Annotated in this window: 20 protein-coding genes; 7 read left to right on the plus strand and 13 right to left on the minus strand. The window is 75.9% G+C overall.

From position 1 onward, the window contains the following. Nucleotides 1-2 precede the first annotated feature (2 nt). Nucleotides 3-227, plus strand: coding sequence for a glutaredoxin domain-containing protein (locus DMP17_RS21380; protein WP_280118320.1), 225 nt, complete (start codon nucleotides 3-5; stop codon nucleotides 225-227). 84 nt (nucleotides 228-311) lie between these two features. On the opposite strand, the gene nudC is transcribed toward DMP17_RS21380, so the two are convergent. The 10 genes from nudC to DMP17_RS21430 form a co-directional block, all read right to left on the minus strand. After that, complete coding sequence (nudC, locus tag DMP17_RS21385; protein WP_337830408.1) at nucleotides 312-1,337, minus strand: NAD(+) diphosphatase; 1,026 nt, start codon at nucleotides 1,335-1,337, stop codon at nucleotides 312-314. Next, nucleotides 1,334-2,728: a M16 family metallopeptidase gene (locus DMP17_RS21390; protein ID WP_226355383.1), complete on the minus strand. Its 1,395-nt coding sequence runs from the start codon at nucleotides 2,726-2,728 to the stop codon at nucleotides 1,334-1,336. Before DMP17_RS21390 ends, nudC begins: the two co-directional genes overlap by 4 nt. A 49-nt stretch (nucleotides 2,729-2,777) precedes the next feature. Continuing rightward, nucleotides 2,778-4,118 (minus strand): M16 family metallopeptidase, encoded by a 1,341-nt coding sequence (locus DMP17_RS21395; RefSeq protein WP_226355382.1) that lies wholly within the window; start codon nucleotides 4,116-4,118, stop codon nucleotides 2,778-2,780. 39 nt (nucleotides 4,119-4,157) lie between these two features. Next, on the minus strand, nucleotides 4,158-5,435 hold the full coding sequence (locus DMP17_RS21400; protein ID WP_337830409.1) for an aldehyde dehydrogenase family protein: 1,278 nt from the start codon (nucleotides 5,433-5,435) through the stop codon (nucleotides 4,158-4,160). 307 nt (nucleotides 5,436-5,742) lie between these two features. Then, nucleotides 5,743-6,702: a class F sortase gene (locus DMP17_RS21405; protein ID WP_337830410.1), complete on the minus strand. Its 960-nt coding sequence runs from the start codon at nucleotides 6,700-6,702 to the stop codon at nucleotides 5,743-5,745. Beyond that, nucleotides 6,699-7,574, minus strand: coding sequence for a DUF4142 domain-containing protein (locus tag DMP17_RS21410; RefSeq protein ID WP_226355379.1), 876 nt, complete (start codon nucleotides 7,572-7,574; stop codon nucleotides 6,699-6,701). Before DMP17_RS21410 ends, DMP17_RS21405 begins: the two co-directional genes overlap by 4 nt. A gap of 106 nt (nucleotides 7,575-7,680) precedes the next feature. Beyond that, nucleotides 7,681-8,544 carry an exodeoxyribonuclease III gene (locus tag DMP17_RS21415; RefSeq protein ID WP_337830411.1) on the minus strand — a complete coding sequence of 288 codons (864 nt, stop codon included), beginning with the start codon at nucleotides 8,542-8,544 and terminating at the stop codon, nucleotides 7,681-7,683. Between the two features lie 10 nt (nucleotides 8,545-8,554). Beyond that, nucleotides 8,555-9,496 carry a transketolase family protein gene (locus tag DMP17_RS21420; RefSeq protein ID WP_226355377.1) on the minus strand — a complete coding sequence of 314 codons (942 nt, stop codon included), beginning with the start codon at nucleotides 9,494-9,496 and terminating at the stop codon, nucleotides 8,555-8,557. After that, nucleotides 9,493-10,185: a transketolase gene (locus DMP17_RS21425; RefSeq protein WP_226355376.1), complete on the minus strand. Its 693-nt coding sequence runs from the start codon at nucleotides 10,183-10,185 to the stop codon at nucleotides 9,493-9,495. Before DMP17_RS21425 ends, DMP17_RS21420 begins: the two co-directional genes overlap by 4 nt. Before the next feature lie 46 nt (nucleotides 10,186-10,231). Next, complete coding sequence (locus DMP17_RS21430; protein ID WP_226356653.1) at nucleotides 10,232-11,230, minus strand: potassium channel family protein; 999 nt, start codon at nucleotides 11,228-11,230, stop codon at nucleotides 10,232-10,234. Nucleotides 11,231-11,347: 117 nt separating this feature from the next. Between DMP17_RS21430 and DMP17_RS21435 the strand changes: the two genes are divergently transcribed. The 6 genes from DMP17_RS21435 to DMP17_RS21460 all read left to right on the plus strand — a co-directional run bounded on the left by DMP17_RS21435 (nucleotide 11,348) and on the right by DMP17_RS21460 (nucleotide 17,462). Beyond that, nucleotides 11,348-12,439, plus strand: coding sequence for a sensor histidine kinase (locus DMP17_RS21435; protein ID WP_226355375.1), 1,092 nt, complete (start codon nucleotides 11,348-11,350; stop codon nucleotides 12,437-12,439). Between the two features lies 1 nt (nucleotide 12,440). Then, nucleotides 12,441-13,301 (plus strand): LytR/AlgR family response regulator transcription factor, encoded by an 861-nt coding sequence (locus DMP17_RS21440; RefSeq protein WP_226367128.1) that lies wholly within the window; start codon nucleotides 12,441-12,443, stop codon nucleotides 13,299-13,301. Next, entirely contained in the window at nucleotides 13,298-13,636 is a 339-nt protein-coding gene (locus tag DMP17_RS21445; RefSeq protein WP_226367129.1) for a hypothetical protein, read from the plus strand. The genes DMP17_RS21440 and DMP17_RS21445 overlap by 4 nt, the downstream gene beginning before the upstream one ends. Beyond that, the gene (locus DMP17_RS21450; RefSeq protein ID WP_337830412.1) at nucleotides 13,633-15,300 is read left to right on the plus strand and encodes a sodium/solute symporter; all 1,668 of its coding nucleotides are present in this window, start codon (nucleotides 13,633-13,635) and stop codon (nucleotides 15,298-15,300) included. The genes DMP17_RS21445 and DMP17_RS21450 overlap by 4 nt, the downstream gene beginning before the upstream one ends. A 189-nt stretch (nucleotides 15,301-15,489) precedes the next feature. After that, nucleotides 15,490-15,843: a DUF485 domain-containing protein gene (locus DMP17_RS21455; RefSeq protein ID WP_226367131.1), complete on the plus strand. Its 354-nt coding sequence runs from the start codon at nucleotides 15,490-15,492 to the stop codon at nucleotides 15,841-15,843. After that, entirely contained in the window at nucleotides 15,840-17,462 is a 1,623-nt protein-coding gene (locus DMP17_RS21460) for a solute symporter family protein (protein ID WP_226367132.1), read from the plus strand. Before DMP17_RS21455 ends, DMP17_RS21460 begins: the two co-directional genes overlap by 4 nt. 82 nt (nucleotides 17,463-17,544) lie before the next feature. Here the strand turns inward: DMP17_RS21460 and DMP17_RS21465 are convergent, their stop codons facing one another. From DMP17_RS21465 to DMP17_RS21475, 3 genes are all read right to left on the minus strand, one after another. Next, nucleotides 17,545-18,198, minus strand: coding sequence for an ester cyclase (locus tag DMP17_RS21465; protein ID WP_226355369.1), 654 nt, complete (start codon nucleotides 18,196-18,198; stop codon nucleotides 17,545-17,547). 113 nt (nucleotides 18,199-18,311) lie between these two features. After that, on the minus strand, nucleotides 18,312-21,689 hold the full coding sequence (locus DMP17_RS21470; RefSeq protein WP_337830413.1) for an ATP-dependent helicase: 3,378 nt from the start codon (nucleotides 21,687-21,689) through the stop codon (nucleotides 18,312-18,314). A 75-nt stretch (nucleotides 21,690-21,764) separates the two neighbouring features. Beyond that, a complete protein-coding gene (locus DMP17_RS21475; protein ID WP_337830414.1) occupies nucleotides 21,765-23,450 on the minus strand; it encodes a family 16 glycosylhydrolase in 1,686 nt (561 codons plus the stop codon). Between the last annotated feature and the right edge of the window lie 62 nt (nucleotides 23,451-23,512).

Below are 23,512 nucleotides of genomic sequence, written 5' to 3' on the forward strand. Positions count from 1 at the left end.
CGATGTACACGACCAGCTGGTGCGGCTTCTGCCGTCGTCTCAAGCTGCAGCTCGACCAGGCCGGCATCGGCTACCGCGAGATCGACATCGAGCGCGAGCCGGACGCCGTGGCGTTCGTCGAGAAGGCCAACGGCGGCAACCGCACGGTGCCGACCGTCGTCTTCCCGGACGAGTCGGTCGCGACGAACCCCAGCTTCTCCGAGGTGAAGACCCGGCTCGGGGTCTGACACCTCCCCTGATCTCCCACCACGGAGCGCGGCGGCCCGCCACCGGTACCTCACCGGGGGCGGGCCGCCGCTTCGTCTGCGGGATCAGTCCCCGGCGGCCGCCCAGGACTCCAGCATGGTGCGCGCGATCGAGACCTTCCCCGGCAGCATGACCACCGGTCCGTCGGTGGGGTCGGGCTCGTCCCGGGTGCCCCAGTCGCCGCGGGCCAGTGCCGCCCGCAGCGTGTCCCGGGTGATCCACAGGGCGTCGGCGATCTCGCCGTCCTGCGGGGTCAGCGGGACCTCCGGGTCCCCGATCGCGTGGAAGCCGACCATCAGCGACCGCGGGAACGGCCACGCCTGGCTGCCGAGGTACCGCACGTCGGACACGGCGATGCCGACCTCCTCGGAGATCTCGCGGTGCACGCACGCCTCCAGCGACTCGCCGGACTCGACGAACCCGGCGAGCACCGAGTAGCGCCCGGCCGGCCACACAGGCTGGCGGGCGAGCAGGACGCGGTCCGCGCCGTCGTGCACCAGGCAGATGATCGCCGGGTCGGTGCGCGGGTACTCCTCGTGGCCGTTGTCGCAGACCCGGGCCCAGCCCGCGTGGTGCGGGCGGGTGCGGGTGCCGTCGATCGCGCAGAACCGGGCCCGGTCGTGCCAGTTCAGCGTGGCGACCGCGCCGGTGAGCAGCCCGGACCCGAGCGGGTCGAGGAACGCGCCCGCGGCGCGCAGGTCCGCCCACTCCCCCTCGCCGGTGAAGATGTCGCTGTCGGCGGTGCGTTCGGTCCCGACGCGCACCGCCCAGTACGGGACGCCCTCGCGCTCGCCGAGCAGCACGGCCTCGGCCGGCGGCTCCGCGGCGACGTCGGTGCCCGCGCGGGTCCGGACGTGCCCGCCACGGCCCGCCGCGTCGTCCCAGGCGGCGGCGTCGACCTCGCGGAACTCGCGGCCCGGCTCGACCTCCCAGTCCACCGGGGTGCGTCCGGACTCGTCGACGACGACCACGCGCGCCTTCGCCCACGTGTCGCGCACGTAGCCCGGGTCCAGGCGCCGGTTCTCGTCGCGGGACAGCGCGTTGCGCGACAGCACCGGCTCCTCGGTCAGCGAGAAGTCCCCGGGGCTCATCGCCCGCCTCCGCGGACCACGCCGCCGAGCGCGGCGAGCGGTGGCCCGACCACGTCGGCGTCACCGACGACCACCCCGGTGAACCGGGTCGGCGCGAACAGCGCGGTGGCGGCCGCGGCGACCTCGTCGACGGTGACCTCCTCCAGCCGGCGCGGCCGGTCCCGGAGCCAGTCGACGTCGAGCCCGGCGGCGTGCAGCGCGGACAGGGTGCCGGCCAGCGCGGACTGGCTGTCCAGCGAGATCAGCAGCGAGCCGATCGCGTAGCGACGGGCCGAGGTGACCTCCTGCTCGGTCGGCGGGACCGCCACCATGCGGCCGAGCTCGTAGCGGGTCTCGAGCAGGGCGGCGGCGGTGACGTCGGAGGCGACGTCGGCGTCGAGGCCGAGCACCGCGCCCCCGGGGACGAACTCCTGCCCGGAGTGCGCGCCGTAGGTGTAGCCCTTGTCCTCCCGGATGTTCTCCATCCAGCGCGAGGAGAAGTAGCCGCCGAACACGAGGTTCGCGAGCTGGAACGCGGTGTAGCGCTCGTCTGTGCGGTCCAGGCCGGGCGCGGTGAGGCGCAGCTGGGACTGCACGGAGCCGGGCCGGTGGACCAGCTCCAGGTCGCCCGCCTGCGGCACCGGCGGGGCGGACAGCCACCGGGCGGGGTGGTCGCCGGTCCACCCCCCGAGCCGGCGAGCGACCTCGGCGATCGCGGCCTCGGGGTCGATGTCGCCGACGAGGACCAGGCTCGCCCCGTCCGGGACGACGACGTCGGCGTGCAGCTCCCGCACGCGCTCCGGGGTGACCGCGGCGACGGCCTCGGCGGTCGGCATCTCCGAGACGATGGGGTGGTCGCCGAAGCGGCGGCGCATCAGCGCCTCGCGGGCGACCGTGCGCGGCTGCGCGCGGGCCACGGCGATCCGCTCGGCCAGCCGGGACCGCTCGCGGGCGACCTCGGCGTCGGAGTGGCTGGCGGCGGTGAGGACGTCGGCGAGGACGTCGAGGACCGTCGGCAGACCAGTGGCCAGCGCGGAGCCGCCCGCCTGCAGGTACTCCGGGTCGACGGCGACGCCGAGCTCCCCGCCGACCGAGGCCAGCGCGTCGTCGATGCCGATCCGGTCGCGGCCCGCGGTGCCGGTCAGGATGGTCTCGGCGAGCACCTCGGTGCCCGCGGTGCGGGCGGCGTCGGCGACCGGCTCCGGCGAGGCGGCCGGGATGCGCAGGACGGTCTCGACCAGCGGGACCCCGGGGCGGCGCGCGGCCAGGACGGTCAGCCCGTTCGGCAGGGTCTCGGTGAGCACGTCCGGCAGCGGCACCTCCTTGGTGCGGCCGAGCGCGGGCAGCGGGCGCGGGCCGCGCTCGGTGCGGCCGATCTCCTCCGCGCTGCGGTGTGTGCGGGCGGCGCTCACGCGGAGCCCCCTTCGGTGTGGTTCACGGTGCCGGGACGGGTCGGGGCGCTCACGCGTCGCCGTCCCCGGTCGGTTCGGCGGCCGGCTCGACCAGCAGGACGGCCCGCCCGGCCGAACGCAGCCGGGCGGCCGCGGCGGCGACGTCGGCACCGGTCAGGGCGGCCAGCCTGCCGGGGAGCTCCACGGCGAGCTCGGCGCGGCCGTAGAGCAGCTCGCGGGCGCCGAGCCCGAGCATCCGGTACATGACGCGGTCGTCCTCGCGGTGCAGCGCGGCGACCCAGCGGGCGGTCTGGCGCTCCAGCTCCTCGGTGCCGGGGCCCTGCTCGGCGAGGCGGTCCAGCTCCTCGTCGACCGCGGCGGTGACCCGGTCCGCGGACACCTCGGCCGGGTGCACCGCGGTGATCGTGAAGGTGTCGGGGTCGCGGGCGTCGAACGGGCCGCCCATCAGGCCGTTGGACGCCGAGACGTCGGTGACCAGGCCGGCTCCGTCGGCGCCGCCGTGGACCAGGCGGCGCTGCAGCCGCGAGGCCTCGCCGTCGGCCAGGACGGTGGCGAGCATGGCGTGGGCCAGGTAGGCGTCGGGCTCGGCGGCCGGGTCGGGGACGCGGTAGCCGAGCGCGAGGGCGGGCAGCGGGGCGTGGGCGTCGGCCACGGTCTGCCGCCGCTCCGCTCCGGGAGCGGGCTCGGCGAACGACGGCCGCTGCGGGACGGGCCGGGCCGGGATGTCCCCGAAGTGGCGCTCGACCAGGGCGAGGGTGCCGTCGACGCCGTGCTCGGACAGGTCACCGTGCACGGTGACCAGCGCGTTGCCCGGCGCGTAGAAGGTGTCGAAGAACGCGGCCGCGTCGTCCAGGCTCGCCTGCTCCAGCTCGGAGAAGTCGCCGTAGCCGTTGTGCGCGTTCGGGAAGGTGTCGTAGAGGACCGGCGGCAGCAGGATCCACGGGAACCCGCCGTAGGGGCGGTTGTGGACGTTGAGCCGGATCTCCTCCTTCACGACGTCGACCTGGTTGCGCAGGTTCTCGACGGTGAGCTTCGGGGCGCGCAGCCGGTCGGACTCCAGGAACAGCGCCCGCTCCAGCGCCGCACCGGGCAGCACCTGGAAGTAGTCGGTGTAGTCCTGGTGGGTCGAGCCGTTGAAGATCCCGCCCGCGGACTGGACCTGCCGGAAGTGCTCCAGCTTCTCCAGGCTCTCGCTGCCCTGGAACATCAGGTGCTCGAACAGGTGCGCGAAGCCGGTGCGGCCCTCCGGCTCGGAACGGAAGCCCACGTCGACGTGCACCGAGACCCCGACCACCGGGGTGGCCGGGTCCGGGACGACGAGCACGCGCAGCCCGTTGGCCAGCGTGGCCCGGTGCAGCTCGAGAGCGGATTTGTCGGCGATCACGGACACGGGAGCGAGGCTATCCCCCACCCCCGACAACCTGCCCGGTCAGGCGTGCTCGGGCGGCAGGATCACGAACTGGCGCAGCCCGAGGTCGCGGTAGGTGACCGGGCCCCGCGGGCCGGGGGTGTGGTCGACGTTGATGCCGGTCTCGGGCAGCCCGAGCAGCTTGTAGCCGTCGAGCAGCCGGGACGGCGCGTTCCAGAACACCCCGGTGCCGGTGTAGCGGTCGATGAAGCGCCGGGCGACCTGCTCGTCGGCGGCGCAGATCGTCGCGGCCAGGCCGGAGGTCTCCCGGGCGGCGGTGTCGGCGGCGTCGTCCGGCCCGTCGACGACGGCGACGGTCACGTGCGCCTCCGCGCCGGAGTCCAGGGCCCACTCGTGGCCGAGCGGGTGGTCGTGCGGGGGCAGCGACAGCGCGACGCCGCGGGCGTCGAGGGCGGCCTTCGCGACCGACAGCAGGGTGTCGTAGACGGGCCGGTCGATGAGCAGCAGGTTCAGCCGGTTGCAGACGCCGAGCCGGTCGGTCGAGTCGGTGACCAGGCGGGTGACGTCGGCCTCGGTGGCGCTGGCGTCGAGGTAGAGGACACCGCCGCCGTCGGCGTGGGCGAGCACCCGGGTGCCCGCGGTCGCGCCGAGCACGGACAGCTTGCGGGTGACGTCCCCCGACCCGCGGACGACGACCAGCGGCACCAGGTCGGGCAGCCCGACGAGGGCCTCGGCGCCGGCGTGGCCGGGCAGCGGGACGAGCTGCACGGCGGCCTCGGGGAGCCCGGCGTCGGCCACGGCGGGGCGCAGCACCTGCTCGACGAGCGCGGTGGCGCTGCCGAGCGCGGCGGACCCGGTGCGCAGGACGGCGGCGCTGCGGGCCTTGAGGACCTGCGAGGCGACGTCGACGGTCACGTTCGGCCGGGCCTCGAACACCGCGCCGATGACGCCGACCGGGATGCGCCGCTCGAACACCCGCTCGCCGGTCTCCAGCGTGCGGACCGGCCACTCGGTGGGCGGCTCGGGGGTCGCGGCGAGCACCTCGAGCTGGGTGGCGATGCCGGCGAGCCGCTCGGGGTCCAGACGCAGCCGGTCGAGCAGGCCCGCGGCCATGCCGTTCCGCTCGGCGGCGGCGACGTCGGCGGCGTTGACGTCGAGCAGCTCGTGCGCCCGGTCCCGGATCAGCGAGGCGGCGGCGCGCAGGGCGTCGTCGATCCGGCCCTCGCCCGCGGCGCGGACGGCCGGGGCGGCGGCCCGGGCGCGCTGCGCGGCCTCACGGACGGCGGCGAACTCCGGCGCCTCGGTCGTCTCCTGCGGGGTGGTCACGGTGCTGCTCACGCAGGTCAGGGTAGGCGGTCGCCGTCGCGGGCCCGAGTGGGTATCCGGGAGGCTCTGCTCTGCTCACCGATACGCAGCAGCGGCCGCCCGCTCGTCCCGGACGCCGGACCGTGCCCGCGCGTCGAGATGCAGCCCAGGGCCGCCGCCGGGCCCGGTGGGGAACCCTGAGCCGCATCTCGACGAGTGCGTGCGGCCCCGGCAGTCGCCGAGATGCAGCTCAGCGGGATTTGTGGATCTCCACCGCCCGCTGGGCTGCATCTCGGCGCTGCGCACCGCGTGGCCCGGCAGCGGGGTGAGGCGGGATGGCTCAGGGCGCAGCGGTCGGCACGGCGTAGACGACAATGTTCGACTCGTAGCTCCCCGCGGCCGGGTCGAACACCCCGCCGCAGGTGATGAGGACGAGCTGCGGGTCGCCGTCCCGGCGGAACACCTCGCGGGGCAGGTCGTGCTTGCCGTACTCACGACGCGCGACGACCCGGTAGGCCGCGGTGCGACCGTCGGCGCCACGGACGACGACCGGCTCACCCGCGACGAGCTGCGGCAGCACCGACAGGAACCCGATGCCCTGGGTGCGCGAGTCGACGTGGCCGGCGATCACGGCGCTCCCGGACGCGCCGCCCGGGAGGACACCGGGGGCCCACCAGCCGACCGTGCGCACCTGGTCGGGGACGACCATCCCGCCGTTGGGGGCGGTGCCGACCGCGTCGACGGGGGCGGACAGGCCGCGGGCGGGGAGCTCCAGGACGGCCGGGACGACCGGCGGCGACGCGGCGCCGGGCTCGGTTGCGGGCAGCGGGTAGACCGCCGAGACGGTCCACGGCTCGCGCGGCGCGATCGGCGCCGGGCCGGTGGAGCGGGGCGGGGGGCCGGTGCGGTCACCGGGACCAGGGAGCGGGTCAGAGGCGGGCGGGGCGGCAGACGCACCCGGGAGCGGGGCGGGCGCGGGCGGAGCACCGGGCGCGGGCAGGGCGGCAGTCACGCCGGAGGGACCCGGAGCAACCTCCCCCGGCAGCGCCGCGGCGTCGGGCGCCCCGGTCACCGGAGCCGGGTCGGGCGGCGCCAGGACCGGCAGCGCCCGGGCCACCGGCACCGCACGCGTCGCGGCGGGGACGGGTCCCGCGGGCACGGCGCCGAGGTCGCTCGCCTCGACGCGGGCGTCGTCACCGAGTGCGAGACCGGCACCGGCGCCCAGCAGGGCCGCGCCGAGGAGCAACAGCGCGGCCGCTCCCCGTACGCCCCCGGCCGGGCGCCGGCGCCGCGGGGTCACGCGCGGGCGCGACGCAGCCGGACGGCACCGGCGAGGAGCAGCAGCAGCCCGGCACCGCCGAGCGCGACGGGCAGCGCGGCGTCGGACGCCGACGCGGCCTGACCGCCGGTGCCGGCGTCGACGGCGGGCGCGCCGGAGCCGCCCTGGCCCGCGGCGTCACCGGAACCGGAGGCCGAGCCGGTGCCGGTGCCGTTGCCGGCACCGGGCGCGGTCCCGTCGCCGGACCCGGCGGCGTTCCCGTCGGTGCCGTTCTCGGCGGGGTTGTCCGAGCCGGAGCCCGGGGTCGTGGCGCCGGCCTCAGCCGCGGCCTGGTCCAGCTTGGTCTTCAGCTCACCCAGGTTCGTGAGCTGCGCCCGGGCCTGGTCGAGCTGCTCCGGCGGCAGGCCGGGCACGTTCAGCAGCTGCTGGGCCTGGTCGCTGAGCTGTCCGACCTGCTCCTGAGCGGCCTGCAGCCAGCCCTGGTCGAACTGCTCGCCGGTGCGAGCCTTGAGGTCGTCGACCTGGGACTGGATCTCCGGGGAGACCTGGTCGGGCAGCGAGACGCCGACCGAGGACGCCAGCCCCCGCAGCTTGTCGTCGATCTGCTGGCCCTCGCCCTGCACCTGCGGCGCGAGCTCCTTGACCTTGTCGCCGACGCCCTGCTCCAGGCCGATGCCGCCGAGCGCGGCGAGGCCGAGGGCCTTCTGGTGCGCGTCGCCGAACGCCTGGCGCGGGTCGCCGACGCCCGGGACCTGCGGGAGGTTGTCGGGCAGGTTCGGCACCTGCGGCGTCTCGCCACCGCAGGCGGTCAGCCCGACGAGCGCGGCCGCGGCGACGGCGGCACCGACGGTGCGGCTGATCCGGCGCGGGTGGTTCGTGGTCGTACGCATCATGCGAGTCATCCCCCGGAGAGAGCGGTGTACGCCTGATGGGCTATCGGCTTGCTCCGAAGGTTGCAACTCGAACCACACGACGGGTCCCCACGCGGGCGGCGAGTGGCTATCGCCGACGGCTGAGCGGCGCCGGGGCCGACGGCGGCGGGACGACCGGGCCGACGTCGCCGTCGGGGGCCTCGTCGAGGTCCAGGACGACCGGGGCGTGGTCGCTGGGCGACTTCCCCTTGCGCGCCTTGCGGTCCACCCACACCGCCGCGCGACGGTCGGCCGGGCCCGACCCGGCCAGCACCAGGTCGATCCGCATCCCCTGGTCCTGGTGGAACCGGCCGGCCCGGTAGTCCCAGTAGCTGAACACGCGCTCGTCGGGCCAGCGCTCGCGCAGGACGTCGCGCAGCCCGGTCCCGAGCAGCGCGGCGAGCGCGGCCCGCTCGTCGGGGGTGACGTGGGTGGCGCCGTCGAACAGGGAACGGTCCCAGACGTCGTCGTCGGTGGGGGCGATGTTGACGTCCCCGGCGACCACCGTCGAGTCCGGGTCGCCCGCCGCGACCTGCTCACGCAGCGCGGCGAGCCAGCGCAGCTTGTAGGCGTAGTGCGGGTCCTCCGGGCTGCGGCCGTTCGGCACGTAGACCGAGGTGACCCGCAGCCCGCCGCAGGTGGCGGTGACGGCGCGCGCGTCCGGCTCCGCCAGCCCGCCCTCGGTGAAGACGGGCTCGTCGGGCAGGCCGCGCACGACGTCGTCGAGCCCGACCCGCGACAGCAGGGCGACGCCGTTCCAGCGGCCCTGGCCGTGGTGCGCGCTCGCGTAGCCGCGCTCGGCCAGGGCCTCGTCGAAGCTCGCGGCGAAGTCGTCGTCGGAGAGCTTGGTCTCCTGCAGGCAGACGACGTCGGGTGCCCGTTCGTCGAGCCACGGCAGCAGCCGCGGCAGCCGGGACTTCGCGGAGTTCACGTTCCAGGTGGCCAGACGCACGGCCCCGACCCTACGAGAGGAACCGCGTCACCGATCGCCGGATGCCCGCGACGTCCAGGCCGTGCGCGGCGTCGTGGTCCTCCGGGCTGCCGTAGCGGCGCAGCTCGGCGGCGCCGACCCCGAGCCCGAGCACCCGGTGCCGCACGTCGTGCAGCGCCTCGGCCACCGGCCGCACCGAGGTCCCGGCCAGGTAGGGCTCGACGAGCACGACGTCCGGCTCGGACAGCGTGGCGCGCAGCGTGGCCGCGTCGAACGGGCGCACGGTCGGCGCGTAGAGCACGGTGACGTCGAGCCCCTCGACGGCGGCCAGCGTCCGGTCCGCCAGCGGCCCGACGGCGACGACCGTCCCCCGGCCCCCGCGGCGCAGCACCGTCATCGACGGCCCGGTGCCGTACGGCCGCGCGTTGGACGCACCCGACAGCCGGACGTAGACCCGGTCGTCGCCGGGCAGGGCGGCGCGCAGCTGCGCCTCGGCCTCGTCGGCGTGCCCGGGCACGTGCACGGTCCAGCCCTCGAGGGTGTCGAGCAGCGGCACGTCGCGCGGGCCGAAGTGGGTCTCCCCCGCGCCCGCCATGTCGTAGGACCCGCCGGCCGACACCAGCAGCGCCCCGACGCCCTGGTGGCCGAGGTCGAGCTTGAGCTGCTCGTAGGGCCGTTCGACGAGGAACGGCGCGAACGTGTGCACGACCGGGCGCATCCCGGTCAGCGCGAGCCCACCGGCGGCGGAGACGAGCAGCTGCTCGCGGATGCCGACGTTGATCACGCGGTCGGCGAGGTCGGGCGGGACGTCGACGTAGCCGGCGCCGATGTCGGCCAGCAGCGCGACGGCCCGCGGGTCGGAGGCGACCAGCTCGGGCAGCAGGCCGTAGAAGCGTTCCCGCTGGTCGGGCGGGGTCACGGGCTCGGAGGTGGTGGCGTGCTGCGTATCGGTGAGCAGAGCAAAGGCACTCATCGCGGGCTCCCCTTCGGTTCGACGTGGGCGACGACCGCGAGCGGCCGGTCGGGGTGTGCGGTGCGGAAGGCGCGTTCGAGGTCGTCGTGGTCGCGGCCGTCGGCGTCGACGGCGGCCCAGCCCTCCGCGGCGAAGCGGCCGGCGATCCCGCCGGGCCAGCCGTGCGAGGCCGAGCTGTTGTCGACGACGACGGCGCTGAGCCCGGACAGCCCGGCGCGGCCCGCGTACTGGATCGCCTCGAAGTTGGAGCCCTCGTCGAGCTCGGCGTCGCCGACGAGGACGACGGTGCGCGCGTCGCGGCCCTGCAGCCGCAGCCCCGACGCGGTGCCGACGGCCAGTCCGAGCCCGTGGCCGAGCGAGCCGGAGGAGATCTCCACCCCGGGCACGAGCGTGCGGTCGGGGTGGTGCCCGAGGGTCGAGTCGTACCCGGCGAACCGGTCGAGCAGGTGGTCGTCGAGGAACCCGCGGGCGACGAGGACGGCGTAGAGCGCCATCGGACCGTGCCCCTTGGAGACCAGGAAGCGGTCGCGGTCGGGGTCGTCGGGATGCTGCGGGTCGACGCGCAGGATGCGGTCGTAGAGCACCCACAGGACGTCGAGGGTGGAGGTCGCGGCGGGTTCGTGCTTCTCGTCGCCGGTCATCCGGGTCATCAGCCCGGCGAGGTCGGCGTAGCCGGTCGGTGATCGCATGTGACCACCCTGTGACCTGAAGTCGACTTCAGGTCAAGGGGCCGAGCTACTCCTCGTCCGGCGGGGTCGCCTTGCGGACGTAGAGCAGCTGGTCGCCCCGCTCCAGCGCGTCGACGGCGGCCGAGTCCACCCGGTAGAGCTGCTCGCCGCGCACCACGCCGAGCACGATGTCGGGCAGGTGCCGCGGGGAGCCGCCGACCTCGGTCGGCTCGACCTGGCGCTGGGAGATCGCGAAGCCGGCGTCCGGGGTGAGCAGGTCCTCCACCACCTCGACGACGGCGGGCGAGCGGGTCGCGACGCCGAGCAGCCGCCCGGCCGTCTCGTCGGACACGATCACCGAGCTGGCGCCGGACTGACGGAGCAGGTGCACGTTCTCCGCCTCGCGCACCGCGGCGACGATCGAGATCGACTTGGACAGCTCGCGGGCGGTCAGGGTGACCAGCACCGCGGTGTCGTCGCGGTCCAGGGCGACGACCAGCGTCGTCGCCAGCTGCACCCCGGCGATGCGCAGCACCGCGGAGCGGGTCGCGTTGCCGGACACGGTGACCAGGCCCAGCCCGGAGGCCACGTCCAGCCGCGCCCGGTCGGTGTCGACGACGACGATCTTCCCGGGGTCCACGTCGTCGCCCAGCAGCGTCTCCACCGCCGCGCGCCCCTTGGTGCCGTAGCCGACGACGACGATGTGCTCGCGCACGCGCGACCTCCAGCGCTGGATCCGGAACGACTGCCGCGAGCGCTCGGTGAGCAGCTCGACGGTCGTACCGACGAGGACGATGAGGAACAGCACCCGCAGCGGGGTGATCACCGCGATGTTGATGGAGCGGGCCATCGGGCTGACCGGCACGATGTCGCCGTAGCCGGTCGTCGACAGCGACACCGTCGCGTAGTAGAGGGCGTCGAGCAGCGAGATCTCGCCCGCGCCGTTGTTGTCGAGGTAGCCGTCGCGCCCGAAGAAGACGATCAAGGTCGTCGCGCCGAGCGCGAACACCGCGATCGCCAGGCGGGTCACCAGCGAGCGCACCGGGCCCGACCGCGGGTCCGGCATCCGCAGCGCACCCTCGACCTGGGGATCGAGTTCGCTGAGCCGGGTGGAGCCGATCACGTGCGAAGGCTAGCGCCCAGGTCGCGCCGCACCGACCGCACGGGCCCTATCCTCACTCAGGTGTCGGCCGAGGGGGACCACGAACGTGCGACGCCGGCTGCGCGCACGTCGCTGCGGCCGCGGCTGAGCGCGCGCCGGTTCCGCGGCGCCGCCGCGCCCGGGCCGGACCCGACGGAGGCCCTCGAGACGGGCGTCGCCGTCGCCGCGGGCCTGCGCGAACCGGCCGGGTCCGCCGCCGCGACCGAGGCGCTGCGCCGGCTCGCCGGGCTCTGCGGTGCCGAGGCGGCGGGGCTGGTCCGGCCCGGCCTGCCCGACTCGTGGTGGGGCCCCGGCCGCGCCGACGGCGTCGCGCTCGCCGGGCGGGCCCGCGGGCGACGGCTCACCGAGGCCGGCCGCACCGCGCTGCCGGTCGGCGACGGGCCGGTGCTCGTCCTGGCCGGTGGGGTCGGGTCGGCCGCCGCCCGCCGGGCCGCCGCCTTCGTCGCCGACGCCCTCGAACGCGCCCGGCTGGCCGACGGCGAGACCGAGGCCGAGGCCGCCCGGCTGCGCGCGCTGCGGGCCCAGATCTCGCCGCACTTCGTCTACAACGCGCTCACCACGATCGCCTCGTTCGTCCGCTCGGATCCGGCGCGCGCCCGCGACCTGCTGGAGACCTTCGCCGAGTTCATCCGGCACTCGCTCGCCGCGCGCGGCGACTACGTTCCGCTGGCCGGGGAGTTCCGCTCGGTCGAGGCCTACCTGACCCTCGCCCGCGCCGTACTGGGCGAGCGGCTGCGGGTGCAGGTGCGGGTGGCGCCGGAGGTGCTGCCGGTGCCGGTCCCGGTGCTGGCCCTGCAGCCGCTGGTGGAGAACGCGGTGCAGCACGGCGTCGAGCGCTCCCCCGACGGCGGGCTGGTGCAGGTCAGCGGCGAGGCCGAGGGGGACGTCTGCGTGATCACCGTCGACGACGACGGGCCGGGCATGAGCCCCGAGCACGCCCGCGCCGTGCTGGCCGGCACCGCCGAGGGCGCCGGGCTGGCGCTGGTGAACGTCGACCGCAGGCTGCGCGCGGTCTACGGCCCCGACCACGGCCTGGTCATCGAGACCGCGCCCGGCGCGGGCACCCGGATCGTGCTGCGGATCCCGCGGTTCCAGCCCGGGGTGGTGATCTGAGGTGACCGCCTCCGCCGAGCCGCTGCGCGTGCTGGCCGTCGACGACGTCGCCCCCGCCCTCGACGAGATCTGCGCGCTGCTGGCCGACGCGCCCGACGTCGGCGAGGTCGCCCGGGCCGGCGGCGCGGTCGAGGCGCTGCGCGCGATCCCCACCGGCCGGTTCGACGCCGTCTTCCTCGACATCACCATGCCCGGGATGGACGGCCTGGAGCTCGGCGGTGTGCTGGCCGCGATGGCCACGCCGCCGGAGATCGTCTTCGTGACGGCGTTCGAGGAGCACGCCGTCGCGGCGTACGGCCTCGGCGCCGTCGACTACCTGCTCAAACCGGTCGGCGCGGACCGGCTCGCCGACGCGCTCGGCCGGGTGCACCGGGCCCGGGCGGGCCGCTCGGCCGCCGGGCCGGGCACCCCGGGCACGACCGCACCGGAACCGTCCGGGCCCGCGCTGCCCCGCGTCGACGAGCTCGCCGTGCTGCCGGTCGAGGCCGCCGGGCGCACCCGCTACGTCCGCCGCGAGGACGTCCGCTTCGTCGAGGCCCACGGCGACTACGTGCGGCTGCACCTGCCCGGGGGCTCGCACCTGGTGCGGATCCCGCTGTCCCGGCTGGAGGAGCACTGGGACCCGCACCGCTTCGTCCGGGTGCACCGCAGCTTCCTGCTGCACCTGCCCGCGGTCCGCGAGCTGCGCAGCGACGCCGGCGGCGGCCTGCTCGCCCACACCGACGCCGGGGACGTGCCGGTCAGCCGTCGTCACGCCCGGGACCTGCGCGACCAGCTGCTCGCCGCGGCCACCGCCGGGGCGCTCGACGGCCACCGCGCCCCCGACGGCGACGGCCCGGGAAGCGGCCGGGGGCGGCCGTGACCGCCCGCCCGCGCCGGGTCGCGGTCAGCGCACCGCCCGAGCGGGGGACCGCCGTACCGCGCCCGCAGCCGGCCGCGTCGCTCGACCCGGGGCTGGCCGAGCGGGCCCGCGGGCTGCGCCGGGCCCAGCTGCGGCGTGCCGTGGTCACCCTGGCCTGCGCCGCGGTGCTGCTGTTCGGGCTGCCGGTACTGCTGCGGCTCGCGCCGGACCTGGCCCAGTGGCGGGTCGGGGGACTCCCGCTGGGCTGGATCGCGGTCGCCTGGCTGCCGTACCCGCTGCTCGGCGTGCTGGCGTGGTGGCACCTGCGCCGGGCCGAACGCGCGGAACGCCCGTGACGGCCGCCGCGGTCGTCGCCCTGCTGCTGGTCACGGTGCTGATCGGGGCACGTGGCGTCGCGGCGATGCGCACCACCTCGGACTTCCTCGTCGCGTCCCGGCGGACCTCGCCGATGCTCAACGCGGCCGCGGTCTCCGGGGAGTACCTGTCGGCCGCGTCGTTCCTCGGCGTCGCCGGGCTGGTGATCAAGGAGGGCACCGGGGCGCTCTGGTACCCGGTCGGGTTCGCCGCGGGCTACCTGCTGATGCTCGCGCTGGTCGCCGCGCCGATGCGCCGTTCCGGGGCGCTGACCGTGCCCGGGTTCGCCGAGGCCCGCCTCGGGTCGCGGTCGCTGCGCCGGTTCTGCGCGGTGGTCGTCGTGGTGATCGCGGTGCTCTACCTGGTGCCGCAGATCGTCGCGGCCGGGCAGCTGCTCACGCTGGTGTCGGGTGTCGACTACTGGGTCGGGGTCGTGGTGTCCGGGCTCGCCGTCGGGCTGACCCTGGCGCTGGGCGGGATGCGCGCCGCCACCTACGTGCAGGCGTTCCAGTTCGCGCTCAAGCTCCTGCTGTTCGCCGGGCCCGCGATCTGGCTGCTGCTGCTCGCCGGGCCGCAGCTGCGCGCCGACATGGCCGCACCGCCGGAGTTCACCCGGTTCACCGCCGAGACCCCGGTCGACTTCCGGCTCGACACCGAGCTCGTGCTGACCGAGCCGACCGTCGTGGTCGTCGACGGGGTGCCGGTCCCGCTCGCCCCCGGCCCGCACCACGCCGCCGCCGACGCCGTCTGGGTCTTCCCCGACGGTGCCGCCGTGCCCGAGCTGGGCGGCGACCGGGCGTCGCTGCCCGTCCCCGGCAGCGCCGACTGGGCGCTGCCGCTGCTCGGCACCGCCGACACCTCGCCGCTGCTGACGACCTGGTCGGTGCTGGTCGCGACGGCACTGGGGACGATGGGGCTGCCGCACATCATCGTGCGGTTCCACACCAGCCCGGACGGGCGCGGCGCCCGGCGCACCGCGGCGATCACCGTCGCGATGCTCGGCGCGTTCTACCTGTTCCCGATCGTCTACGGGCTGCTCGGGACGGTGCTCACCCCCGAGCTGTACCTCTCGCAGGGCACCGACACAGCGATCGTCACGCTGCCCGGCCGCGTCACCGGCGGCGGCACCGCGGCGGCGCTGACCGCGATGCTCACCGCGGGGGCGTTCGCCGCGTTCCTGGCCACCTCGCTCGGGCTGCTGCTCGCGCTGTCCGGCGCGCTCGCCCACGACCTCATGCCCTCGGGGCTGCGCCGGCTGCGGCTGACCGCGCTGGCCGCGTCGGCGGCCGTCGTACCGGCGGCGCTGCTGATGGTGCGCGTCGACGTCAGCGCGGCGGTGACGTCGGCGTTCACCGTCGCGGCGTCGACGTTCTGCCCGCTGCTGGTGCTCGGCCTGTGGTGGAAGGGGCTGACCGCACGCGGCGCGTACGCCGGGATGGTCACCGGGCTGCTCGCGACGGTCGGGTCGATGGCGCTGGGCGCCACGCTCGGGCTCGGCGGGACGGCGGGCATGCTGCTCGCCCAGCCCGCGCTGTGGTCGGTGCCCTGCGCGTTCCTCGTCATGATCGCCGTGTCACTGGGCGATCACGTTCCGTCGGACGCGGAAGTTACGATGCTGCGGCTCCATCTGGCCGATCGGGAGTGAGCGCTTTAGCGTAGCGGCGACATCGGCGTCAAGACCGCTCGTCGTTCGGTGCCGCGCTCGATCGTCCGGTCGTCGGCCGCTCGCATCTTGGGCCGCCCGGAGCGTGCGTGTGGGGTTCCGCACACGGCCCGAAGGCCCTTTCCTGGGTCCGGTCCCGTGGCCGTGCGTGGCTTGTGCAAGGAGGCATACGTGAGTACGACCGAGTCCGACGAGCAGCCCGGTGGTCCGACGCCGGACACTCCCGACTGGGCCGCCGTGCAGGCGAGCCCCGACTTCCAGGAGCTGCGCAAGCGGCTGCGCGGGTTCGTGTTCCCGGTGACCGCCGGGTTCCTGGCCTGGTACCTGCTGTACGTGCTGCTCGCGACCTTCGCGACGGACTTCATGGCCACCCCGGTGCTCGGCAACATCAACCTGGGGCTGATCCTCGGGCTGCTGCAGTTCGTGTCGACCTTCGCGATCACCGTGGTCTACATCCGCTACGCCGACCGCGTGCTCGACCCGCTGTCGTCGAAGCTCCGCGGCGAGATCGAGGGGACCCGATGAGCCCGACAGTCCTGGCGGCGACGGCGGACAGCAACCCCGCGCTCAACATCTCGATCTTCCTGGCGTTCGTCATCGTGACGCTGGGGATCGTGTTCTACGTCAACAGCCGGCACGCGAAGAAGACCGCGGCCGACTTCTACACCGCAGGCGGCGGCTTCTCCGGCACCCAGAACGGGTTCGCGATCGCCGGTGACTACCTCTCGGCGGCGTCGTTCCTGGGGATCGCCGGCGCCATCGCGATCAACGGCTACGACGGCTTCCTCTACTCGATCGGGTTCCTGGTCGCGTGGCTGGTCGCGCTGCTGCTGGTCGCGGAGCTGCTGCGCAACACCGGCCGCTTCACCATGGGCGACGTCCTGGCGTTCCGGATGAAGCAGCGCCCGATCCGCGCCGCGGCGGCCACCTCGACGCTCGCGGTGTCGTTCTTCTACCTGCTCGCGCAGATGGCCGGTGCCGGTGCGCTGGTCTCGCTGCTGCTCGGCATCTCGGGCGGCTTCGCCCAGGGCGTCGTGATCGCGGTCGTCGGCGTCGTGATGATCGCCTACGTCCTCATCGGCGGCATGCGCGGTACGACCTGGGTCCAGATGATCAAGGCGGTGCTGCTCATCGCGGGCGCGCTGGTCATGACGATCTGGGCGCTGGCGCTGTTCGGCTTCAACTTCTCGTCGATCATGCAGGCCGCCGCGGACGGCTCGCCGAAGGGCGAGGGCCTGTTCGCCCCCGGCCAGCAGTACGGCGCGTCGCTGACCTCGCAGATCGACTTCATCTCCCTCGGGATCGCGCTGGTCCTCGGCACCGCGGGGCTGCCGCACGTGCTGATGCGCTTCTACACGGTGCCGACGGCGAAGGAGGCCCGGAAGTCGGTCGAGGTCGCGATCTGGCTGATCGGCCTGTTCTACCTGTTCACGCTGGTCATCGGCTTCGCCGCCGGTGCGATCGTCGGGCCGGAGGCCATCCAGGCCGCGCCGGGCAAGGTGAACTCCGCAGCGCCGCTGCTCGCCGCCGCCCTCGGCGGACCGGTGCTGCTCGGCATCATCGCCGCGATCGCGTTCGCGACGATCCTGGCGGTCGTCGCCGGGCTCACGATCACCGCGTCGGCCTCGTTCGCGCACGACGTCTACATCAACGTGATCAAGCGGGGCGAGGTCAAGGACACCGAGGCCACCCAGGTCCGGGTCGCCCGGCGGACCGCGATCGTGATCGGCGTGGTCGCGATCGTCGGCGGCATCCTCGCGAAGGACCAGAACGTCGCGTTCCTCGTGGCGCTGGCCTTCGCGGTGGCGGCGTCGGCGAACCTGCCGACGATCCTGTACTCGCTGTTCTGGAAGCGGTTCAACACCACCGGCGGCCTGTTCTCGATCTACGGCGGCCTGATCAGCACCCTGGTGCTGATCGTCTTCTCGCCGGTGGTCTCCGGGAAGGAGACCTCGATCTTCCCGACCGTGGACTTCGCCTGGTTCCCGCTGGCCAACCCCGGCCTGGTCTCGATCCCGCTGTCGTTCCTGCTCGGCGTGGTCGGTACCTACATCGGGCAGAAGCGCCACGACGGCAGCAAGTACGCCGAGATGGAGGTCCGGTCCCTGACCGGTGCCGGCATCGCCAAGGCCGAGTCGCACTGACCCGAGCCACCCCACGCGGAGAGCCCGCGTCCCCGTCGACGGGGGCGCGGGCTCTCCGCGTTCCGGGGTGCCGGGGCGGGGTTCAGCCGCGCACGATCCCGGCCTGCTGCAGGAACGTCAGGTTGTCCTCCAGGTGCCAGTCCTCGACGATCCGCCCCGACCGGCCGATGTGCTGGACGTCGATCGCGCCGAAGTCGATCACCTGCCCGTGGCCCCGCACCCCCTCGTACCCGCCGGTGAACCGGCCACGGAACACCAGCCGAGCGGTGACCGTGTCGCCGGTGACGTACAGGTCGGCGAGCTCGCAGTGCAGGTCGGGCACCGCGGCCCGGAACCCGGCCGAAGCGGCCACCGGGCCGTCCGGCCCCTGGGGGCGTCCGGCGGGCAGCGTCCGGTCGACGAACGACGGGTCGACGGCCCGGTCCAGGTGGGTCCGGTCGCCGGTGTCCCAGAACGTGTAGAGCTCCTGCGCGACGCCGACGGCGTGCCGGGCCGCCTCGGTGTCGAGCGATCCGTCCACATGGACCGTGCCGGGCTCGACCAGCCCGTGCGTGCGGTCGACCAGGTCGGCGTCGTCGGCCGGGCGGGGTGCCGCGCCCACCGGCGCGGCCGTCGTCCCGGCGCCGGAGTCCGCCGGGCCGGTCGTCCCGGTCGCCGCCGCTCCGCCACAGCCCGCGAGGACGGCCACCGCCACTCCCGCGGCCGCCACGGTCCCGATCGTCCTGCGCGCCCGCATCGCCGTACTCCTTCCGGGCCCGGTACCTCCGTGCCCGTCCGGTACAGCGCGCCCCGGCCGCGGAGCCATCCCGTCGCGCCGTCGATGCTCCGACGGTTCGCGATAGACGATGTCTATACCTCGGCCGAGGCCGTCGGCACCCCCGCGACGAGGTCGTGCAGCGCGCGGGCGTCGAGCAGGTCGGCCGGGCGGAGGGTGACGCCGTCGCGAACGTAGTGGAACGCCGCCCGCACCCGGTCCGGCTCGACGTCCTGCAGTGCCGCCCACGCCAGCCGGTACGCGGCCAGCTGCACCCCGACCGCCTGCCTGCGGTCCTCGGCGGGCAGGCCACCGGTCTTCCAGTCCACGACCGTCCAGCCGCCGTCGGGGTCGGCGAACACCGCGTCCATCCGGCCGCGCACGGCGACCCCGGCCAGCACCGTCTCGAACGACACCTCGACGTCGACGGGCAGCCGGTCCGCCCACTCCGACGCCTCGAACGCGGCCTGCAGCTCGGCGAGCTCGGTCGCGTCGGCCTCCGAGGAGACCGACTCGTCGGCGGCGCCGGGCAGCTCGTCGATGTCCAGCAGGCGTTCCGCGCCGAAGCGCTGCTCCAGCCAGGCGTGGAACGCGGTGCCGCGGCGGGCGTGCTGGTTGGGCGGCATCGGCACCGGACGGCGCAGCCGCACGGCGAGCGCGTCCGGGTCGTCGGCGAGCTCGACGAGCCGGCTCACCGACAGCCGCCCGGGCAGCGACACCGTGGGCCGCTGCGCGGCGGCGGCCCGCTCCGCGAGCAGGACGTCGACGTCGGCGGCCCAGCCCTCGGGGTCCCCCTCGGCGTCGACCACGCCGGCCCTGGGCTCCGCGTCGGGAGCCGAGGGCAGCTCCAGCGCGAGCTGGTCGGCGGGCGCGGCGCGGCGCGGCCGCTTCGGGCGCCGGGCCCGCAGCGCGGCGCGGACCAGGTCGGCCCCGGAGCGCACGTCGTCGGCGCGGTCGCCGAACGGGTCCGGCGGCCACTGCGCGGTCCGTTCGACACCCAGCGCCGGGTTGCCGGTGCCCAGCTCGGGCGGCGGTGCCCACTGCTCCAGCACACCGACCTCGGAGCCGCCGGGACCCTCCAGGATCTCGGCGAGCTCGGTCAGGAACACCGAGGGCTCCTTCGGCTTCTCCCCCGTCGCGGGCCAGCGGTGCCCGGACACCAGCAGCACCCGTTCGGACCGGGTGAGCGCGACGTAGAACAGCCGGCGCTCCTCACCGAGGCGGCGCTCGTCGAGGGCGTCGTCGTGGTCGTCGAGGGCGGTCTCGACCTGCTTGCGGTCGGCGCCGGGCGGGGGCAGTGCCAGGCCGGGCAGGTCGTCGGCGTCGCCGCGCAGCGGCACCGGCAGCGCGGCCGGGTCCTTGAGCCAGGAGCCGGACATCTTGCGGCCGGGGAAGACCTGGGCGACCAGGTGCGGGACGGCGACGACCTCCCATTCGAGCCCCTTGGCCGCGTGCACGGTCAGGATCTGCACCCGGTCCGGGGCGACCTCCACCTCGCCGGGGGTCAGCCCCTCCTCGGCCTGCTCGGCGGTCTCCAGGTAGTCGAGCAGACCCGGCAGCGACGGCACGTCCGCACCGGCGGCGAAGTCGGCGACGACGTCGGCGAACGCGTCGAGGTGCGCCCGGCCGGTGGGGCCGGGGCGGGCCATCGTCTCGACGTCGAGGAGCAGGGTCCGCTCGACGTCGGCGACCAGGTCGGTCAGCGGGGCCGCGGTGCGGGCGCGCAGCTGGGCGAGCTCACGGCCGATGCGCCGGATCCGGTCGAACCCGGCCGGGGAGTAGCGCTCCGGGCCGCCCGGGTCGTCGAGGGCGTCGACGAGACCGGCCTGCTCGGCCTGCTCACCGGGAAGTGCGCCGAGCGCCAGGTCGGCGGCCGACAGCGGCCCGGGGCGGGCCGGGCGGTGCGGGACGAGCTCGCGGGCGCGCTGCCACAGCGCGGCCAGGTCGGCGATCCCGAGCCGCCAGCGCGGCCCGGTCAGCAGCCGGACGGCGGCCGGTCCGGCGAGCGGGTCGGACACCACCCGCAGCGCGGAGACGAGGTCACGGACCTCGGGGGTGGACAGCAGCCCGCCGAGCCCGACGACCTCCACCGGGACCCGCCGGTCGCGCAGCGCGGCGGCGAGCGCGTCCATGTCGGAGCGGCGCCGGACCAGCACGGCCGCGGTGGGCGGGGTGCCCTCGTCGTGGCCGGCGTGCCAGCGCTCGGCGATGCCGTCGGCGGTCCAGGCCACCTCGGCCGCGACGTCGGGCAGCAGGGCGGCCCGGACGTCGCCGGGGCCGGCGCCGTCGAGCGGGCGCAGCTCCCCCACCCGCACGGTGCCGGGCGCGGTCCGCAGCGGCTCGGAGACCCGGTTGGCCAGGACGAGCACCTCGGCCGGGTTCCGGAAGCTGGTGAGCAGCCCGTGCACGGGCGCGGGGTCGCCGCCCGCGGCGGGGAAGTCGGTGCGGAAGCGCGCGAGGTTCCCGGCGCTCGCGCCCCGCCAGCCGTAGATCGACTGGCAGGGGTCGCCCACCGCGGTGACCGAGCGGTGGTCCGGGCCGTCCTCCGGCTCCGGGGCGAGCCCGGGCGGCACGCCGAACAGGGCGCGGAGCAGCACCCGCTGGGCGTGCCCGGTGTCCTGGTATTCGTCGAGCAGCACGGCCCGGTACTGGGAACGCTCGATCCGCCCGACCTCCGGGTCGGCCTCGGCGATCCGGGCCGCGAGGGCCATCTGGTCGGCGAAGTCCATGGCCTGCTCGGCCTGCTTGCGCCGGGCGAACTCCTCGACCAGCGGCAGCAGCTCGCAGCGCATCCGCTGCCCGGCGATGCGGGCCTTGTACCCGGCCGAGGGCTCGGCGCGCTGCCGCTTGCCGGGCGGGGCGTGCTCCAGCACCGGCAGCATCCGCTCGGCGAGGCGCCGCACCTGGTCCGGCTCGACGAGGTGCTCCCCCAGCTCCCCGGCCAGCGAGAGCAGGTAGCCGGTGACCGTCGCGGGGACCCGGTCGATCTCCAGGTCCGCGGCCCAGGTGGAGACGACCCGGTGGGCCAGCTGCCAGGCCGCGGTCGGGCCGAGCAGCCGGGCGGCGGGCTCGGCGGGCAGCCGCAGCGCGTGCTCGCCGACCAGGCGCCCGGCGTAGGCGTGGTAGGTCGCGACGGTGGGCTCACCCGCCAGCAGCGCGGCGCGCCGGGCACCGGACGGGTCCAGGTCGTCGAGCAGCCGGGCCCCGGCGAGGCGGCGCAGCCGGGACCGGACGCGGGTGCCCAGCTGCTGGGCGGCCTTGCGGGTGAAGGTGAGCCCGAGGACCTGCTCGGGCAGCACCCGGCCGGTCGCGACCAGCCAGACGACGCGGGCCGCCATCGTCTCGGTCTTGCCGGCCCCCGCCCCGGCGACGACGAGCGCCGGCCCGGCGGGGGCGGCGATGACCGCGGCCTGCTCCTCGGTCGGCGGGTGCAGACCGAGCGCGTGTGCCAGCTCGGCGGGGGTGGGGTCCACGCGGACCGTTCTACCCGGCGTCACCGACAGGTTCGCCACCCGGCGCCGTCCCGGCCCGGCCCCGGCGGCGGCGGGTCAGCGTCCGGCGTCGTCGACCGGTGCGAAGACGCGGGCCCAGTCGACCTGCAGGCGTACCTCGTCGGGGGTGGTCGCGTCCGGGCCGGGGATCCACTTCGCCGCCGGGCCCTGGTCGAGCTGGATGGCCAGGTGCATCGGGGTGGTGGGGATCGCGCGGCGGTCGGTGACCTCCCACTTCTTCACCCCGTCGACGTACCAGGTGATCCGGTCCGGCAGCCAGTCCAGGGCGAAGGTGTGCCACTGGGTGAAGTCGCCGGGGGTGTCGGTGGACAGGATGTGGTTCTGCGCGCCGTAGTGGACGAAGGCGGTGGCCGCGTGCCGGTCGCCGAACGGGATCTCCATCATGTCGAGCTCCCCGTCGTCGGGGAACCGCTCGGAGTCCGGCCAGAGCAGGATCGCGGGGCTGTAGCCGTTGCCGACGTCGGTGCGGGCGCGGAACTCCCAGCGGCCGTAGAGCTGACCGTCGTGCATCGCGACGCCGCCGGAGACGCCCCCGCCCGCGGCCCGGGGGCGCGCGGTCACGGTGAGCAGGCCGTCGCCGACGCCGACCGCGGACGGGCGGCGCAGTCCGTTGCCGAACCCGCCGGGCGAGTTGTAGACGCTCCAGATGGAGCGGTCGACGCGGGAGCCGTCGAACTCGTCGCCACCGACCTGGCGCCACTGCTGCGGCGGGGGTGGGGGCGGCGGGGGCGGCAGCTGGTTGTCCAGCGCGGAGGTCGCCGGGTCGGCGGCGACGGCCGTGCCGTCCGGCGGGACGAGCACGGTCCAGGTCAGCCCGGCGACGGCGACGAGCACCAGCGCCATCGCGCCGGCGCCGTGCGCGATGCGGCGGCGCAGGCCGGTGACGGCGCGGTCCGGGCGCTCGCGGCGTCCGGCACGGCCCGCCCGTCCGGCACGGCCCGGCCGTCCGGCGCTGTCCGCCCGTTCGGCACGGTCCGCGCGCTCGGCGCGGACGACCGTCGCCCGGGCTCTGTGTTCGGTGGGGCGGATGCGGGAGGTCGTGGCGACCGGCTCCGGCGTCGCGGGGACATACGCCGCCGGGGTCGTCGCTGCGGGGGTCCTCGCTGCGAGGGTCCGGACCGCGGAGACCGGTGCCGCGGCGGCCGGAGGCCCGGGCGCTCGGCGTGGGCCCGGGACGGTGTCCGGGGAGCCCGTCCCCGGGGCGGGGCGCGACGGCGCGGGCACCACGCGACCGGGGCGGCGGGACTCCGGGACACGGTCGACGGGGGTGCGGTCCGCGGCGGGCAGGGCGACGGTCGACGCCACGATGTCCTCGGGGCGGGCGACGGGTCCGCGGGCGGTGGGCCGGGCGGGCTCGGGGCCGGCTGCCGACGACGTCCGGCGGACCGGCGGCACCGGCCCACGGCGACCGGCGGTCGGCCACGCGGCGTCCACCGGGCCTGCCGCCGCGGGCGCCGGGGCCACCGCCCGGTGGGCGACCGGCCGCGGCACGGGCGGGACCGCGGGTGCCGTCGTCCGGGGCGTGGACGACGCGGCCCGCCGCCCGGTCGGCCACGGTGCGGCGGCACGACGTCCGTCGACGGCCGGCTCGGGCGAGCGGTGCCGACCGGAGTCCGCGGTGTCCGGCCGGTCCTCGGAACGGTGGGAACCGGGACGGCGGGCGTCGGCCCCGGCGGGGGCGGCGTGGCGCGACGTGTCCGGGCGTTCCCCGCCCCGCGACACACCACTCCCCGATTTCTCCACGCAAGCAGGACGCGCGGGCCCCCGTTCGGTTGCCCCGTCAG

The organism is Pseudonocardia sp. TMWB2A (assembly GCF_017312135.1).

Coding starts and splice junctions, on each gene's coding strand:
- DMP17_RS21460 (WP_226367132.1), top strand. CDS start 15,840: ATGAGCCCGACAGTCCTGGCGGCGACGGCGGACAGCAACCCCGCGCTC.
- DMP17_RS21425 (WP_226355376.1), bottom strand. CDS start 10,185: ATGCGATCACCGACCGGCTACGCCGACCTCGCCGGGCTGATGACCCGG.
- DMP17_RS21410 (WP_226355379.1), bottom strand. CDS start 7,574: ATGATGCGTACGACCACGAACCACCCGCGCCGGATCAGCCGCACCGTC.
- DMP17_RS21430 (WP_226356653.1), bottom strand. CDS start 11,230: ATGCCGGACCCGCGGTCGGGCCCGGTGCGCTCGCTGGTGACCCGCCTG.
- DMP17_RS21465 (WP_226355369.1), bottom strand. CDS start 18,198: ATGCGGGCGCGCAGGACGATCGGGACCGTGGCGGCCGCGGGAGTGGCG.
- DMP17_RS21420 (WP_226355377.1), bottom strand. CDS start 9,496: ATGAGTGCCTTTGCTCTGCTCACCGATACGCAGCACGCCACCACCTCC.
- DMP17_RS21380 (WP_280118320.1), top strand. CDS start 3: ATGTACACGACCAGCTGGTGCGGCTTCTGCCGTCGTCTCAAGCTGCAG.
- nudC (WP_337830408.1), bottom strand. CDS start 1,337: ATGAGCCCCGGGGACTTCTCGCTGACCGAGGAGCCGGTGCTGTCGCGC.